We start from the raw sequence: 14,074 nt of genomic DNA, 5'->3' as shown, positions 1-14,074 counted from the left end.
AGGTCCCCAGCAGCGGGAAACTGGACAGCTATACGCAGCTACCGCAGCAGGTAGACGAAAAAAGTGGAGCCCACGTCTTCCGTGCTTTCCACGCGGATATGCCCGCCGGCATTTTCCACCATTTTTTTAATCATGTATAGCCCCACGCCGCTGCCTTCCACGTGGGTATGAAAGCGCTGAAATAAACTGAACAGCCGGGTAGTGGCGTGTTTGCTCAGGCCCAGGCCATTGTCCTGTACGCGCAGCACCGAATAACCTTCCTCGACCTGGCAGTTCACCCGCACATCGGGCAGCCGGTCGGGGTGGCGGTACTTGAGGGCATTGCTGAGCAGGTTATAGACCACCGAGCGCAGGTGCTTCTCCGAGAAGGTGACGGTGGGGCAGGCCGCCACGTCCACGTGCAGCCGGCCCCCGGCAGCGGTTAGCAGCGGGGCCAGGTCTAGGCGCACGTCCTCCAGCACCTGGGCCAGCAGCACGGCGCTCCGGGGGGAGTCGTGCTCCTGTTGCAGCCGGGCCACGTCGGTGAGCTGCTCGATGGTGTTTTTGAAACGGTCCACCGAGTCGTGCATCAGCGCCAGGATATAGTCCACTTCGCTGGTGCGGCCACTGGCCGGCAGTTCCGCCCGCAACGTATCGAGCAGGCCCTCAATGTTGGTGATGGGCGCTTTCAGGTCGTGGCTGGCCGTGTAGATGAAGGTATCCAGGTCGGCGTTGGTGCGCGTAAGCTGCTGGTTGGTGGTGCCCAACTCCTGGTTGGTAACGTGCAGGGTGGTGTTAATGGCGGTCAGTTTCTGGTTGAGCTCCTGCACCTGCTGGCGGGCCCGCACTTCCGGGGTGACTTCAAAGGCAAAGACCAATACCCCGTCGATGTGGCCGTCTGCGTCGTAGCGGGCCTGCTGGATGTAGTTGAAGTAGCGGTTTTCTAAAGCTCCGTCCGCGGGAGCCGCCAGGGGAATCAGCCTCCCCAGCTCCTGCTGCATAACCCCCGTCTCGTACACCCGCCGGAAGGTGTGGTACACGGCGTGACCCCGAATTTCGGGCAGCGCCGCCAGAAGATGCTGGCCCAGCAGCGCCCGGCCCGGAAACAGCTCCTGGTAGCCGGGATTCACCAGTTCGAACACCAGGTCGGGGCCGCCGAGAATGCAGATGGCAGCCGGCGCGGCCATAAACAGGCGGTGCAACTGCTGCCGCTGCCCCTCGCGCTGCTGGCGGGCCCGCACCTGCTCGGTCACGTCAAAGGCAAAAACCGAGATGCCGACAATGTCACCCTTCTCCCGGAACGGCTGGTAGGTGAAGTCGAAATACGTGGTTCGCGGCGGCTGGCCGTCGGGTTGCTCTACCGTTAGTGGCATTTCGATACCATAATAGGTTTCTCCGGTCCGGTACACCTGGTCGAGCAGCGCCACGAAGCCCTGCGCCACGGCATCGGGCTGCGTTTCGGCAATGGTGCGCCCCCGCATCGCGCGGCCGGGAAACAGCTGCTGATAGGCCGTGTTATGGTACTCCATCCGGTGGTCCGGCTCCCGCAGCAAGGCAATCAGGGCCGGCGTCTGCTCGAATACCTGGTAGAACACTTCCCGCTCCTGCACCCGGTGCCGCGTGGCGACCAGTGCCTCGGCCTGCAGCGCCGCGGTCCGCCGCCGGCCCAGCACTTGCTCCGTGACGGGATAGGCACACACCAGCAGTCCATCTATACGGCCGTGCTCATCTAGGCGGGCCTGGTAGATGAAATTGAAGTACACATCTTCTAGCTCGCCGCCGGGAGAGTGGGTGAATTGCATCAACACTTCGCGGCCTTCGTAGGTAACGCCCGTTTCGTAGACCTGACGCAGGATGGCTGGAATTGGTTGGCTTACCAACTCGGGCAAGGCTTCGAGCACGGGTAATCCCAGCAGCTGCCGGCCGGGAAAGAGCCGCTCGTAGGCGGGATTTACCAGCTCAAATACCAGCTGCGGCCCGCTTAGGACGCATATAGCGGCCGGTGCCTGCTCAAAAAAGCGCGCCAGCCGCGTTCTTTGCAGCTCGGCTTCTTCGCGGGCAGCCCGTTCCCGGGCCTGGGCTGCGCGTAAGTTGTCGTCCATAAGCGGTTCCGGCTCGGCGGCGAAGCGCAGCAGCAACCCCGCCCCTACCCGCTGGACCGTCACCCGGTAAGGCTGGTTGGGGCCGTCAGCCTCGTAGCAGCTAGCAGGCTGCGTGGGCCCATCCGGAAGTTCAGCGGCGCGGTACAAAGCCAAAGCCCCACTTATTACACTCTGCGGAAACCGCTGCCCGTACGTCACGGTTGGCTGCGCGGGTAGCCCCAGTTGCTGCTGGGCGGCCGGGTTGAGGTAAGCAAAGGTGAAGTCCACCACTGCCCCCGCCGCGTCGTGCACCGGCAGGCAAAGCGCCACGCCGGCCACCGACAAGACGAGCAGGGTCGTTAGCAGCTCGTCGGGTGGGAACAGGTGGGCGGGAGGCAAAACCGACACGGGAGGCATAGGCAAACCGGTAGAGCGAGGACGAAGCAACCGGGTGCTATTCCGGCAAAGTAGCTGATGGGAGAAAATTCGCGCGGGAAGCCAGGGCGAAAACAGGGCTTCGCGCCTTATAGGAAAAGCCCCATCCGGCCTTACGGCAGCAGGTGGGGCTTTTATTTATACATTTGCATTATTGGCCAGCCTGGGCTAGCGCTAGAACGTGCGGTGGAACCAGTTCTTGATGTCGTCTATGGTCTGGCCGGTTTTGCGCTGAAGCGTGCCCAGCCACTCGTCCTGCTTGCCTTCAGCGTAGTCCAGGTCGTCGTCGGTGAGATTGCCCCACTGCTGCTTGGCTTTGCCCTTTACTTCGTTCCAGTTGCCGCGGCTGCGGAATTCGGTAGCGTCGTCGATGCCGTTGTTGTTAGCGTCCATGGAATGGGAAATTAGAGGATGAGAAAGAAATCTGTTGCCGCTTACGGTGCGGCTTGGCCGGGGGTTGCCCCCGCCGTCAAGCCAAACACTGACAACAAATTACCGCTTAGGTAAGTAAGCAGGCCCGTACCTATACTTTCCTTTCACCCCACAACGTATGCCCCAGTACTTACTTCCCCACCCTTCCCGCCTCGCCCGGGTCGCGGCCGGCTTCCTCCTTGTACTGGGTTTGAGCCAGTGTGGCATCAGCGAGCAGGTGCAGCAAGCTAAAGCCTTTAAGAACGCCGAATTTCGGCTCTCCTCCGTGGAGCAGGCTACCGTCGCCGGCATCGACGTGACGCAGATCCGCCAGCCCGGCGACTTGAGCACCGGGGACCGCGCCCGCCTGGCGGTGGCCTACGCCAGCGGCAACCTGCCCCTGCGCATGCGCGTTAACCTGGAAATCCGCAACCCTAACAGCGAAATGGCGGCTCTCAACGAGCTGGACTACATTGCCCTGCTCGATGGCAAGCAGGTCGCGACGGGCCGCACCACTGAGCGCATTGAAGTGGCTCCTAACGGCGGCGTGGCGATTACCCCGGTGACGCTGGAAAGCAACCTGCGCGAGGCCATGGGCGAACAGTCGGGCGAGGCGCTGGCCAACCTAGCGTTGGGTTTGGCGGACCGGGACCGGCAGCCCCTGCGCCTGACCATGCGTATCCGGCCCACGTTTATTACCAGTAGCGGCCGCCGCATCGCGCCCGCCGGCTACGTAAACGTCGACAAAGAATTCACCGCGACCGATGTGCTCAACGCGGTAGATCGAAATCGGGATTCCACCAAGCGCCGACCTTAGGAAGGTCTTCTTTGCCGGCGCACGTGGCGGGGCCATCAGGACTGCGCATTCCGCAGGGGGCTGGTACGCTGACGAGACCTTGTCGGCTTACTGGCCGGTAACGGGTGTGAAAGCTCCCGCCCGGCTACAAATGAACCTGCTCGAAAGTTGCCGGGTCTTTGACCATTACGACGCCGGCCACCGGCGTCTCGACAGCCGGGGCGGAACCCTTGGTCGCCGTCATAAGGTCGTCTACTCGCGTGCGGACTGAACCCGCGTGTCCCAGCGCCAGATCCCGATACTAACTCTGGTTTTTGCCACCCGGAACACTAGTGCCCCCGATGGTTCGCTTGGCCCCTTCCCAGTGCCCTTCTACGCACGTTCATTGAAACGCGGCGGCCAGAAAGGCCGTCAACGCGGGCGTAATGACCGTATCCTGCGGGTCGCCAATCGCGTTGTTGATGCCTTCGTGATCATACTGGCTGCCTCGTACTTGGCTTACCGGTACGCCCGCGGCTTGTAATTGCTTGACGAACGCATCGGCCAGGGCTACTCGGGCGGCGGATCCTCTCGTCGCGACGAAGAACCGGGGATACCGGGCGGCACTCGTTACATTGTACACGGGCGAGGCCTCCCGCTGCTGCGCTGGATCGGTTCCAAACGCATTTTGATAGAGTTCTTCGCTGCTTTGCGTTAGCACGTCATAGCCTTCCGTATCGATGGCGGCAATGCCTCGAAGAAAGGTTAGCGGGAGGTGGCGGGCCGGCAAAAAAAGGGGGCTGGTTCCCGTCAGCGCGACTAGGTGGGCCCCCGCGCTATGGCCCAGGAGGACTATTTTGGCTGGATCGCCCCCATAGCGTCCGATGCTGTCCGCCACCCATTTAACTGCATCGGCCACATCCGTGCTATGGACGGGATATTTGATCCGGTTTCCATCCGTTAACGCGGCTGGGGTAGGACTTAAGCGGTAATTGACACTCACAAACAGATAGTCCAGCGACTGGAAAAGCGCGAGTTTGTTGGCTAGTTTATTGGCTTTGTCGCCCGTCGCCCAGCCGCCGCCATGGACGTAGAGGACGACTGGTTTGAGGGAAGCAAGGGGGGCATAGCTATACAAGTCCAGGCTAACCAAGTTGGCGGGCGTATTCGGGACATATTTGTACGGGATGGTTCGCTTAATATACAACCCCATGCCCTCCGCTTCCTGGAGGTGCTCAGGCACGCGTTGTTGACAGGAACCACCAAACAAAACAAGCAGGATAACGCAATAACGAAGCATACGCATACAAACTAATAGGCTAATAAAAGATAGACTTATTGTCCTACCCTAGGTTTAAGCTTTTAGAAGCTTTTCTGCCATTGCCAAGTGCATGGTAGAAGAGCTTACTGGCTGAAAGGTCGGCATTACCTACTTTGGGTTAAGCGGCTATCTCGGCCTGAGGAGTTGATTTGTGGGGTTGCGCCTAGCACACTCACGGCACTGTTGGACTTGGCAAGCCACCCCGAGCAGTATTGCAAAGCGCCACGCTAGACGGACCTGCGATAAGATTTTGGGGGACGGCAATACTACAATGTCAGGGGCTCTAACACCTCAGGAACTCACGCAGGAAACAAGCTGCCGACTAAGAGCTATGCGGACCACGCCAGCTGACAAACCAGGTCAGGCCGCCAGAAACGGGTCCATGGCCGCGAGCGTCTCTAACGGGGCACTCAAGTGCGGGCAATGGCCGGTGGCCTGGAGCGTAATCAGCGTTGCCTCGGGCAGGTGCGCCAGCAGATACGCGCCTACTTCGGCAGGTGCTACCGCATCCCGGGAGCATTGCAGCAGCAAGGTGGGAACCGGCATCCGCGCGACTTCGGGCCGGTTATCCGACAAAAAAGCCACCCGCGCAAACTGTTTGGCCATGGTTGAATCCGTCCGGCAGAAATACCCGGCCAGCTCTTCGCACATGGCAGCCGGATTGGCGGGCCCCAGCAGCAGGCCCGCGAACAGGTGGGCCCAACCGTCGTAATCCTGCTCCATAAGGGCCAGCAATTGGTGCGCATCCTCGAGATTCAGACCGCCATGATAGTTTGGCGCATTCAGGTAGCAGGGCGAGGGGGCCAGCATCACCGCCTTGGCGAAGTGCTCGGGGGCGCTAATTGCCGCCAGCAGGGCAATCATAGCCCCTACCGAATGGCCTACGACAGTAACTTGCTGCAGTCCCAGCACCTGACAGATCTGTACCACATCATGGGCATAGCCCGCCAGGGTACTGTATTTCTGCGGGTCATAAGCGCGAGCATCCGACTCGCCTGCCCCCACGTGGTCGAAGAGCACAAGTTGATAGCGGGCGGCCAGCGCGGGCGTCAGGTAGCGCCAGATGTGCTGGTCGCAGCCAAAGCCGTGGCAGAAGAGCATTGGCGGCTTACCGTGGCCAATTACCCGCACTTTGTTGCGCTGCAGGATCGGGTGCGCTAAGTCCAGGTGCTGCCGGTCGTCGCTAGGGACCATAGGAAAAAAAGGAGGACGGGCGGCCGCCAGAGTGCAAACGGAGAAATCAGTCATTAAAGATCAATAGGATAAAATCAGCAGTATTAATAAGTCGACAACGTGCAAGAGTTAGAGGATTGTCGTCCGCCCTCATAAAGCAGTACCCGCTTTTCACTTGATAAAAGGTGATAAATATAATTAAAATATATTTGTTTAAATATAGTCAGAAAACGCCTTGAAACTGGTCACTTAGCGTTACTGAATGCGAGAAAATATATTGCATTCAGTAACGCTCCGCAAGCTTGCGGCAGGTATACTCCAATTATTAACTGTTAAATACCGCACCAGTTCAACCAAGGTTTTTGAGCGATGGATCAGCCGGGCACCACGATAAAAATGCCTGGGTCAACAATTGACGTAGCCCTGTGCAAACCAGTTTTTAATCCCACCTACTTATCAGCCAAGATTGCTTGTACTGCCCTAGTAGACGTAGTTTATAGTCTTGGCAAGCGTAATATCCCTTCCTCCAGCCTCTCTAGTTACCAACTCGAGGTTTTTTCGGGAAGTCTTCGCTACTAGTTGGTCGCTTCCTCACTCCTTAATTCACTGTTATGTTGCTTGGATACGCGGACTTCAAGTTTTTGGCTGCAACTCACCAGAAACACTATGTCCATCGGCATGGTCAGTATCTTGCCCAGCGCTGGCACAAGAATTATAGTGTAGAGCTCTACACCCTCGGTTCATTTTACGCCGAGCGGTGGCTCGAACAAGAATGCCGCGAACCTGAACGGGTTAAGGCCCATGCCACCGCCGCGTGTCTGGTGCCTTATGTGCTGTCCGCGCCCTTATCGCCCACGGGCGGTCACCCGTAACGGAAGTCCAGCTAGCATAGCTACTGCGTTCACTAGCTGAATTTCTCGCAGGAGTTATATAAAGCCCTTAAAGCGACTGGCCGTGCGCAGTTGCTTCCACTATGATGCAAGAAGTTGCCAATTCCTATTACACTCTATTTTGCACTCGTTGCGTTAGCGTCTGTACCGCAGAGCCAGAGCGGGCATTGTATGGCAGCGGGCGGCCTTAGTTAATATAAAAACTAATGTGTTGTAAACTAATTTCAAGCGGCTTTAAAGGATACTAGGAGAGCAAATAAGTAGGCGAACCCTGCGACTTTGGATTACACAGGTTTGCGTGGCAGCTACCCCGCAGTTAGCTCCATTTAAGGGCTACTACGAGCCACACCTCGTCTCGGTGCAGGACAATACTTTTGGGAGCGTAGCGCGTATCCGGTAGCTGCACCCATCCTAGCTAGCAGTAGGTGCCCAATTATGGGATACCAGCTCTGGAGTTGTTAATTTCAAAGTTGGGATAATAAACTGTATAAAGGTAAAAGCCTGTCGGCACGGGGCGCAACAAACAGTCCTTCGTCGGCCGATGTGTCGGTAATGGGCCGCTCCACAGTGGCGAGCGTAGGCCACGGTCTGGCAGCTCTCTGCGTCGTACATTACACCAGTCAGTCGACTCAGGCTAATAGCCGTAGTAGGAAAGCCATTAGCCGCCTCTGTCGCAACCATGAGCTGGGCAGTGACTGGTCCTACCCAGCGCCTAGAGTAGACAAGGCAAAGAAATAAGCGATAAGCGTAACTCGCAAGATCAAACCACAGGCAATTAACTCAGCAAACCTGTGGCAAAAGAAATCTTTCGCCGGCTCGTGTAAAATATAATTTTATTGATATTTAGAGAATTCATTGTCTGACCATCCACTCTAAGTAGAATTGGTTGTAATAAGGATGTTTATAGTTGAAAACCCAATAAAATACGTATTCTATCTAATTACAAATTAAGTAAAATAGTATAACTTTTTCATATAATCATGCTCGAAGTAATGGTTCAGCCAGGTATCTTCATCACTCATCATTACCACCTAAATTAGATATGTTTGAACAGAATTCGATAAGCTTGAGTATATGGTAACTGCACGTAAAACAGAAATCAACCTAAAGTAAGTGAAATGGACATTGCACGAATTTTCAAAAACAACCAAAGCTGGGTTCAAAAGAAACTAGAGGTAGAACCCAGTTACTTTAGCAACCTCTCCAAAGGGCAGGCTCCCGACATCCTCTATATAGGCTGTTCCGACAGCCGTGTATCAGCCGAGGAGCTTATGGGTATAGCACCAGGTGAAGCGTTTGTACTTAGAAACATTGCCAATATGGTTCCTAACACGGACCTAAGTGTTATGTCAGTTATTAATTATGCCGTTTCACACCTCAAAGTAGATCATATTGTAGTCTGCGGGCATTATTATTGTGGTGGCGTTCAGGCAGCCATGAAATCCGAGGACATGGGAATTTTGAATCCTTGGTTGAGAAACATTCGTGACGTATACCGAATGCACAAGGACGAATTAAACGCTATTGAAGACGAAGAATTGCGCTATAAAAGATTAGTGGAATTAAATGTTGAAGAGCAATGCATAAATGTTCTTAAAACAGCAGAAGTGCAGAAAGCTCGCCGTGATCGAGACCTTACTGTCCACGGTTGGGTTTTTGATGTACATACAGGCAAATTGATCGACCTAAAAATTGACTTTATAAAATTATTGGAAAATATAACCGAAATTTATCGTTTAGGTCCTGATGAGCCAGAACATCCATCTAGTTGATGCTTTTGTTTTATTTACAATTTTTGCTTAAGGCAACATACAGATTACTCATAAAGTAAAATCAAAAAAAGGCGGTGAATTGCTTCGCTACCTTATTACTTGCAACTTATATCTTGTCAATATAAATTTATGGTGACGAATAAAAATTTATTTTTAATCTGTCCTGATTGCACCATTGAAAGAACAATAGAAAACAAATTTGGGAGGAACACTTGTTTTTTAACCGCTTTGGGTTCAGTATTCAACTTCTCGGATTTCAATCACGCTAGTGCGTTAAACCGCTTTTTGCACGACGAAGCTATAGCAGAAATCATAGTTGTCAATGATACTCATTGTACGTTTATAAATAATGTAATTTGCAAAAACAATAATTATAATACAATAGCGGAAAAAGAATTACCAAAAATTCAAACAAACAATTCTGAAAAGCTTGCTCAGTTAAATGTAGATCAACAGAAAGAATTTCTTGCTGAATTAAACATTTACCGTCAAGCATATGAATTACTTGATGTAGCGTTTGTCGGTAGTAAGATTAGCGACGAAACCATAAAGATAAGCGGCCTAATATACAACCGGAATAGCTCTAAATTTAAGCGAATAACATTAGATTTGTAGTTTTTCAATTATTAACTTGTTCCGCTATTATAATTTTTTGAAACTAAATTATAATAGCGTTTATACGATTAACTTGTACGCAGAGTAACTAAATTAAGATATTCTGTTAAGGCGCCGGTAAGAGGCAGTGCTGCTTTATTAACACTTTCTCCTACCGGCGCCTTAACCATTTTTTCTTCCATAAGTAAGCACAGGCAGATTATACCTTAAGGCAGCGTTACCCTATTGTCAGCTGGACGACGTTATAAACAGCGCAGCCTGCCTAGGCATACTGCGCAGGCTTGAGGCGATCATGGCTATTCAATACTACCTTACATTATCGGCAACACTGAGTTTATCATCCGGAGCATGCTACAATCCAGCCAGCTGACGTAATTCATGAGTAACATTCTACGGTAGGTATGCCACCTATTACGTGCCTATGACCTGCGTGCAGCAGGGCATTGCCTACCAACTGAACCAGTCCGGTGGCATTCGGCCAGAAGCTCAGGGCCTGATGCCGCTGGTATTCTGCCGCTACCAAATAAGCCAGTTCAGCCGCGTCCAGTTTAGGCCACAGCCAAACTGGCAGCGAGTATTGCCACGGCGTAGCATCAGCAAATGCAACCAGGGTTACGCACAGCGAAGCCGTAGCAGAAAATGTTACTTGGCACTCAAGACTAACAGCAGGCATAGGTAGGGTAATGGCGGCCTTGGTTGAAAGGTTGATTTAAATACTGATTGGTCGGTAAACTTGTTATGTCGCGCTAGAAACCAGTGAAAACTAGCTGCTGGCGCTCTAATTACCGTTAGGATTTCAAGATACGGCACTTTGTTTGGCTATATAACAATCTTTTAATTAAGGCCGGTCTTCGGGCCTATTACTCATATACTTAGAAATAATTCATGTACTGGCCTGACACCAACATGACGCTCACCCGAAAGATAAAAATTCGGGTACCCTTTAAAAATGCTTACGCACCCCGACCATGGGTAGGGCAAGCCCGGAACCCTTAAACGCAACTTCGCTAGCTATCGGTCGCGCTTCATCAGGAATACCGGCTGATGCAGGGCTTTAAGCCAACTTGGTGCCCATGTTGCAACATTGCTTCCGCTACGTCGCCAAGTGGAAGCAGAAGCAGTAATGGGTAGCCATTGAATTAGTTTTACGCAAAAGAATTGGCGGCTGAAAGTAATTTGCTTGCTTTATAAGATTATGGAAGAATTAAAGTCTGCTTTAGGTAAAGTCTATCTCACCATTGAAACTGACCTCGAAAACCGCTGGATCTTCACCGATTGGCAGGGCTACTTAACCGCCGACAACATCAAAACGGGCGCCAAAGCGTATACCGCTGCCCTCGCTGCCTCGGGTTTTTGCCGTGTGCTCAACGACACGCGCTCGGTTCGGGGACCGTGGGACCACTCCATGGATTGGGTGATCAACGAGTGGGCTCCTGCTGCTGCCCAAGCCGGGTTACGCTACTTCGCCTTGATTTCCACCCCCGAAACGCTGGCCGATGGGTCCGCTGCCAACTTCTACGGCCAACTCACGGCGTTTCAGGGACAAGTCTTCGACAACATGGCCGACGCCCGGGCGTGGCTACGACAGTATTGCCCACCCTCCTAAGCCCCGTTTACCTTTCCGGCAGCTGTCAAAACGGACGCTCAACTGGTATTTGCTCCACCGTCTGGACCTCGCCCAATCTGACGTATATCTGTATTAGGATAAATTGGTAATCCGTCGGCAGCTGACGCTGGAAGTGCTCTTGCAGCAGGACCTTGATTTTATCCCGCGTCAGGGGTTTGTGCAGCAAGGCAATGTGCAGCAGATAACGCAACCGTTCCAGGTCACGGGGATGCATGGAAGAAGTCAGGATAGCCACGCGGATGGGCAGGGTCGGGAGCCGGGGCTGCTCATCACGGGCATGTTCAGGTCAAGCAGCACCAGCACAGGCAAGTGGTGGCCGGCTGGGTGCAGTGCCGGGCCAGCAGGTCCAGGGCCTCCTGCCCGTTGCGGGCCGTCAGCACGTGGTCCGTAACGCCGAGACTTTTGAGCAGGTGGCCATTCAGAAAGTTGGTGGTATCATTGTCATCGACTAACAGAATGCTGGACAACTTGGGCATAGACGGCGGGTGGGCTTGGAAGACGGGCCGCCAAAAATAGCGAGCCGAACCTAGTTCTTCTCCCCCAACTGGTCGGTGCGGGGCAGCGTCACGGTGAACGTCGAGCCCACATCAGTCTGGCTCACCACCGTGATGGTGCCGCCGACGTTTTCCACCAAGCGCTTGACCGTGTAGAGCCCCAGGCCCGTGCCTTCCACGTGGTCGTGCAGGCGGCGGAAGAGGCCGAAGAGCTGGCTCTGTTGGGTTTTGCTCAGGCCCAGGCCATTATCTTCCACTTCCAGCACCACGTTGGCGGCGGTGCTGCGGCAGCGTAGCCGCACGCGGGGTGATCGGTCGGGATGACGGTACTTGACGGCGTTGCTGAGCAGGTGGTAAACAATGCTGCGCAGGTGCTGGGGCGCAAAGGATACCTGGGGGCAGGCGGCCACATCGAGGGCGAGTTGGGCGTTGGTATTAGCCAGCAGCGGGGCCAGCTCCAGGCGCAACTCGTCCACGAGGGCGGCCAGGTCCACGGTTGTAGCTGGCTGTGCCTGGGCCAGTTGCAGCCGGGCCACGTCGGTGAGTTGGGCGATAGTGAGCTGAAACCGCTCCACGGCTCCTTGCATCCGGTCGAGCAGGGGCTGCACCACACCCGCTTGGCGCGCCGTCGGGGGCAGCTCGTCCCGTAGCGCCAACAGCAGGCCTTCAATGTTAGCCACCGGCGTTTTCAGGTCGTGGGAGGCCGTGTACACGAAGGTGTCGAGGTCGGCGTTTGTGCGCCGCAGTTGCTCGTTGCTAGCGCTCAGTTCCGCGTTCAGGGCTAGCACCTGTTGGCTGGCCAGCACCTGCGCCGTGGTTTCGTAGGCAAACGCAACGACCCCATCAACCTGTCCCTGCTCGTTGTGGCGGGCCTGCTGAATATAATTGAAATAGCGGTCTTCCAGCGCCCCGTCGCCGGGGCGCGCAATGGGTACGAGCAGGTTCTGCACCTCGTGGGAGCGGCCCGTCTCGTAGACTAGGCGCAGGTTCTCGTAGCTTAAGTGGCCGGCCATTTCGGGCAGGGCTGCCAGCAGGGGTTGGCCCAGCAACTGGCGGCCGGGAAAGAGTTGCTGATAGCCCGAGTTAACGAATTCAAATATCAGTTCCGGGCCGGCGAAGATGCAAATGGCGGCCGGGGCCTGCATGAACAAGCGCTCCAGTTGCTCGCGCCGGGCCTCGTTGCCAGCACGGCCCACCACCCGCTCGGTCACGTCGTAAGCAAAGATGCTCACGCCCACAATCCGACCGCCCACCCGGTAGGCCTGGTAGGTGAAACTATAGTAGCGGGTACGCGCCGGCTCGTCGCCGGTGGCAGCCACGGCAAAGGCGGTTTCGCTGCCAAAATGCGTGTTGCCGGTCTGGAACACGATGTCGAGCAGGGCGATGAATCCCTGCTCGACGGCTTCGGGCACGGCCATAATGCGGCCCAACAGCGTACGGCCGGGAAAGAGTTGCTGATAGGCGGCGTTGCAGTACTCAAACCGGTGGCCGGGCTCGCGCAGCAGCGCAATCAGGGCCGGGGTTTGCGTGAAGAGCTGGTAGGGCGTTTCGTGCTCTTGCGTCCAGCGCTGGGCGGCGTGAGCGCGGCGGGCCTCGGCGGCATGAACGCGCAGGGACTGGGTGCGGGTTTCCACGCGGTGTTCCAACTCCTCGTTCAGAATGCGCAGCTGTTCGGCCAGCATTTTCAACCCCTGACGGGCCAGCACCTGCGCGGTCACGTCGTAGGAGAAGTCCAGCACACCGATGATGTGGCCTTTGTCATCGCGCAAGGGGGGGTAAGAGGCACTGACAAACAGCGGACAGAGCCAGTTGGTCTGATCGGCGGCCAGGTGTACTTCCAGTTCCGGCAGGTACATGGCCTCCCCGGTGGCGTACACCCGGTCGAGCCGCTCGAACACTTCCGTTCCCACGGCGCCCTGGGCCGCCTCGCGCACCGGCCGGCCGAGCACGGCGAGGCCGGGGACGAAGGCTTCAAAGTGCGGGTTGATGAAGGTAAACACGTGCTCGGGGCCATGGTAGACGGCCACCGAGGCCGGCAGCTGCATCAGCACCTCGTAAAAGCGCTGGCGCTGGGCCTCAGCGTCGGCGCGGGCTGCTTTTTCAGCGGCCTGGCTCGCGCGCAGGGCGATTTCGACGGGTATGCGGTCATAGCCAGCGGTGTCGGTGAAGCTCGCGCTCAACTGCTCTCCCTGCCAGGGGGCGGCCACGTGGAAGTAATTGCCGAAGCCGGCGGCTTAGTAAGGGCACTTGAAATGGCTTGGCTTACCGGTTTCGAACACGTCGCGTTAAAACGCCAACAGGCCGTTGTCGTGGGCGGCTGGGAAGGTGGCGGGCAAGGTTTGAGTGGGTTGTTCGGGCTGGCCGAGCAGCCGCTGCCCGGCGGGGTCAGCGAAGAACGAACCGATGTCCGCGTTCAGGCGGTAAGCTGGGCGGCCGTCTACGCTGACCCACTCTGTAAATATAGAGCATTGTTACTGACCGGTCAATCAGCTTGAACGTTG

Annotated in this window: 13 protein-coding genes; 5 read left to right on the top strand and 8 right to left on the bottom strand. The window is 55.6% G+C overall.

Features of this window, described 5'->3' with window-relative positions; all coding sequences use genetic code 11:
• Positions 1-38 precede the first annotated feature (38 nt).
• Both P1X16_RS28695 and P1X16_RS28690 read right to left on the bottom strand, forming a co-directional pair.
• Positions 39-2,477, bottom strand: coding sequence for a PAS domain-containing sensor histidine kinase (locus P1X16_RS28695; protein ID WP_277236220.1), 2,439 nt, complete (start codon positions 2,475-2,477; stop codon positions 39-41).
• A 192-nt stretch (positions 2,478-2,669) separates the two neighbouring features.
• Positions 2,670-2,888: a CsbD family protein gene (locus tag P1X16_RS28690; protein WP_277236218.1), complete on the bottom strand. Its 219-nt coding sequence runs from the start codon at positions 2,886-2,888 to the stop codon at positions 2,670-2,672.
• 157 nt (positions 2,889-3,045) lie between these two features.
• Here P1X16_RS28690 and P1X16_RS28685 point away from each other — a divergent pair, with 157 nt between their 5' ends.
• Positions 3,046-3,723 carry an LEA type 2 family protein gene (locus P1X16_RS28685; RefSeq protein ID WP_277236217.1) on the top strand — a complete coding sequence of 226 codons (678 nt, stop codon included), beginning with the start codon at positions 3,046-3,048 and terminating at the stop codon, positions 3,721-3,723.
• A gap of 361 nt (positions 3,724-4,084) precedes the next feature.
• On the opposite strand, the gene P1X16_RS28680 is transcribed toward P1X16_RS28685, so the two are convergent.
• Positions 4,085-4,924: an alpha/beta hydrolase gene (locus P1X16_RS28680; RefSeq protein ID WP_277236215.1), complete on the bottom strand. Its 840-nt coding sequence runs from the start codon at positions 4,922-4,924 to the stop codon at positions 4,085-4,087.
• Positions 4,925-5,362: 438 nt separating this feature from the next.
• Positions 5,363-6,196 (bottom strand): alpha/beta hydrolase, encoded by an 834-nt coding sequence (locus P1X16_RS28675; protein ID WP_277236213.1) that lies wholly within the window; start codon positions 6,194-6,196, stop codon positions 5,363-5,365.
• 1,987 nt (positions 6,197-8,183) lie between these two features.
• Here P1X16_RS28675 and P1X16_RS28670 point away from each other — a divergent pair.
• Positions 8,184-8,837: a carbonic anhydrase gene (locus P1X16_RS28670; protein WP_277236211.1), complete on the top strand. Its 654-nt coding sequence runs from the start codon at positions 8,184-8,186 to the stop codon at positions 8,835-8,837.
• A gap of 129 nt (positions 8,838-8,966) precedes the next feature.
• Entirely contained in the window at positions 8,967-9,452 is a 486-nt protein-coding gene (locus tag P1X16_RS28665) for a carbonic anhydrase (protein WP_277236210.1), read from the top strand.
• 376 nt (positions 9,453-9,828) lie between these two features.
• Here the strand turns inward: P1X16_RS28665 and P1X16_RS28660 are convergent, their stop codons facing one another.
• Positions 9,829-10,125, bottom strand: coding sequence for a hypothetical protein (locus tag P1X16_RS28660; RefSeq protein ID WP_277236208.1), 297 nt, complete (start codon positions 10,123-10,125; stop codon positions 9,829-9,831).
• 522 nt (positions 10,126-10,647) lie between these two features.
• On the opposite strand from P1X16_RS28660, the gene P1X16_RS28655 reads away from it, so the two are divergent.
• A complete protein-coding gene (locus tag P1X16_RS28655) occupies positions 10,648-11,058 on the top strand; it encodes an STAS/SEC14 domain-containing protein (RefSeq protein WP_277236206.1) in 411 nt (136 codons plus the stop codon).
• A 25-nt stretch (positions 11,059-11,083) separates the two neighbouring features.
• Here P1X16_RS28655 and P1X16_RS28650 read toward each other — a convergent pair whose 3' ends face one another.
• The 3 genes from P1X16_RS28650 to P1X16_RS28640 form a co-directional block, all read right to left on the bottom strand.
• Complete coding sequence (locus P1X16_RS28650; RefSeq protein WP_277236205.1) at positions 11,084-11,293, bottom strand: hypothetical protein; 210 nt, start codon at positions 11,291-11,293, stop codon at positions 11,084-11,086.
• A 67-nt stretch (positions 11,294-11,360) separates the two neighbouring features.
• On the bottom strand, positions 11,361-11,555 hold the full coding sequence (locus P1X16_RS28645) for a hypothetical protein (RefSeq protein WP_277236203.1): 195 nt from the start codon (positions 11,553-11,555) through the stop codon (positions 11,361-11,363).
• Positions 11,556-11,605: 50 nt separating this feature from the next.
• A complete protein-coding gene (locus P1X16_RS28640; RefSeq protein ID WP_277236201.1) occupies positions 11,606-13,780 on the bottom strand; it encodes a PAS domain-containing sensor histidine kinase in 2,175 nt (724 codons plus the stop codon).
• Here P1X16_RS28640 and P1X16_RS28635 point away from each other — a divergent pair, their 5' ends adjacent.
• Positions 13,781-14,068, top strand: coding sequence for a hypothetical protein (locus P1X16_RS28635; RefSeq protein ID WP_277236199.1), 288 nt, complete (start codon positions 13,781-13,783; stop codon positions 14,066-14,068).
• Positions 14,069-14,074: the final 6 nt, after the last annotated feature.

This window comes from Hymenobacter sp. YC55, from assembly GCF_029433095.1.
Classification (GTDB): Bacteria; Bacteroidota; Bacteroidia; order Cytophagales; family Hymenobacteraceae; genus Hymenobacter.
The sequence above is the reverse complement of the archived record's forward strand: the minus strand, read 5'-3'. Positions and strand labels throughout refer to the sequence as shown.